Genomic DNA, 2,512 nt, shown 5'->3' with positions numbered 1-2,512 from the left:
GGGGTGTTGATCACCGAGCTGGTCTTGACGCCATTGGGTGTGCCCAGCATCAGCAGGTCGGCGCCGCGATTGGCGAAGAGGCCGTTGGTCACCACGCCCACTATCGCATTGATGTCGTTTTCCAGCTTCTTGGGGTCGGTGATTTTCAGGTTGTGTACATCCAGAATCACATTGCCATTGTCCGTCACCACGCCCTGACGATAGACCGGCTGACCACCCAGGCCCGCCAGCTTGCGTGCCACATAGGAGCGTGCCATCGGAATCACTTCGACCGGCAACGGGAACTTGCCCAAGACGTCGACTTTCTTGCTCTCGTCGCAGATACAGATGAACTCGCGCGCCACCGCCGCCACGATCTTCTCGCGGGTCAGGGCCGCGCCGCCGCCCTTGATCAGATGCAGATGTTCATCTGCCTCATCCGCCCCATCGATATAGAACGGCAGTGAGTCGACATCATTCAGCTCGAAGATTTCGATATCTCGCGCTTTCAGGCGTTTTGCGGTTTCCTCGGAGCTGGCCACCGCGCCGCGAAAGGACCCCTTCAGGTCGCCCAGTGCTTCGATGAAATAGTTGGCCGTGGAACCGGTGCCAATGCCCAGCACCGTGTCCTTGTTGATCTGCCCGCGAATCTCTTCCAGCGCTGCCTCGGCAACCGCTTTTTTCATGGCATCCTGATTCATCTTGAATCTCCCGAATCGTGTTTTGTGCAGTATAACCCATTGGCGGCCACTTCTCTGCGTGTGTGGCTTCTTCGGATGTGGCCTGTTCTGCTACACTGCGGCGCTCACTGACAACAGCAGTGACTCGGAATCGGATCGGAAGAGAGCGCCATGACCCTTGAGGACTACGTCAAGAAAATCCTGAACAGCCGGGTGTACGAAGCTGCCCGCGAAACACCCCTGGAATTCGCCAAGAATCTGTCCAGCCGTCTCGACAACGAGATCTGGATCAAGCGCGAAGACCTGCAGCCGGTGTTTTCGTTCAAGATTCGTGGCGCCTACAACCGCATGGCGCACCTTACCGATGAGCAGCGCGAGCGCGGTGTCATCTGTGCCTCGGCCGGGAATCATGCGCAGGGCGTTGCCTATGCGGCCCGCCAGTTGAAAACGCGCGCCGTGATCGTGATGCCCAAAACCACCCCCGAAATCAAGGTGCAGGCGGTGCGCTCGCATGGCGGCAAGTACGTCAAGGTGGTGCTGCACGGGGATGCCTTTGACGATGCCTCGGACCATTCACGCAAGCTGATGGATGAGCAGGGGCTGACTTATATTCACCCCTATGACGACCCGGACACCATTGCCGGTCAGGGCACCATCGCGCGCGAGATCCTGCATCAGCATAATCAGCCGCTGGACGCCATCTTCATCTGTGTTGGCGGCGGCGGTCTGGCGGCGGGTATCGCCGCCTATATCAAGTACCTGCGCCCGGAGATCAAGGTAATCGGCGTCGAATTCGAGGAGTCGGCCTGTCTTGCAGCAGCCATGGCCGCCGGCAAGCCGGTGAAGCTGGAACAGGTCGGGATATTTGCCGACGGCGCGGCGGTGGCTCAAGTCGGCAAAGAGGCCTGGAAGATCTGCCAGCATCATGTCGATGAGGTGATCACGGTTACGGCTGACGAGATCTGTGCCGCAGTCAAGGACATGTTCGACGATACCCGCTCGATTGCCGAGCCAGCGGGTGCCCTGGCCATTGCCGGGATGAAAAAGTATGTCGATCGTGAAAGCACCCAGGGTGAAACCTATGTGGCCATCTGCAGCGGCGCCAACATGAATTTCGACCGGCTGGCGTTTGTCTCCGAGCAGGCCGAGGTCGGTGAGCAGCGGGAAGCCATCCTTGCGGTCACCATCCCCGAGCGCCCGGGGGCCTTCCGGGAGTTCTGTTCGACGGTGGGCAAGCGCCCGGTGACCGAATTCAACTATCGGTACGACGATGACCATGCCGCCAACATCTTTGTCGGCATCAAGGTGCAGGACCGGGAAGAGAAGGTCGCCCTGATCGAGGCGCTGGAGGGGGTCGATTACAAGGTACTCGACCTGTCGGAAAACGAAATTGCCAAGACCCACATTCGCCACATGGTGGGTGGCAAGTCGCATCATGCCGCGGACGAAGTGCTGTATCGCTTCGAGTTCCCGGAACGCCCGGGCGCACTGATGAACTTCCTCAAGACTCTGGGCGGGCGCTGGAACATTTCATTGTTCCACTACCGCAACCATGGCGATGCCTACGGGCGCGTGTTGTGCGCTTTTCAGGTACCGCTCGACGACCGCAGCCAGTTTGAACAGAAGCTGGAAGAAGTTGGCTACACCTGGTGGGCGGAAAGCGACAATCCGGCGTATCGGATGTTTCTGTAGAAGCTGTGAGTCGACAGATGACAGTCGACGGTCGACAGTGGGATTTAGACGACAGTGCACGGTCGACAGTGAAAGCTTGACAGTATTCGGTGGTTTGGCAAGGATCCTACTGTCTACTGTCTACTGTCTACTGTCTACTGTCTACTGTCTACTGTCTACTG

2 protein-coding genes are annotated in these 2,512 nt (G+C 58.6%); one reads left to right on the top strand and one right to left on the bottom strand.

Translation table 11 applies throughout. The features are described from left to right. Positions 1–680 (bottom strand): ribose-5-phosphate isomerase RpiA (rpiA, locus tag LAT62_RS16355; protein WP_293386310.1); only part of this gene is annotated, 680 nt, incomplete at its 3' end. Positions 681–830: 150 nt separating this feature from the next. Between rpiA and ilvA the strand changes: the two genes are divergently transcribed. Next, on the top strand, positions 831–2,351 hold the full coding sequence (gene ilvA / locus LAT62_RS16350) for a threonine ammonia-lyase, biosynthetic (RefSeq protein WP_293386308.1): 1,521 nt from the start codon (positions 831–833) through the stop codon (positions 2,349–2,351). Positions 2,352–2,512: the final 161 nt, after the last annotated feature.

The organism is Natronospirillum sp. (genome assembly GCF_022565775.1).
Lineage (GTDB): Bacteria > Pseudomonadota > Gammaproteobacteria > Pseudomonadales > Natronospirillaceae > Natronospirillum.
Note: the sequence above shows the minus strand (reverse complement) of the source record. Positions and strands in the feature narration are given on the sequence as shown.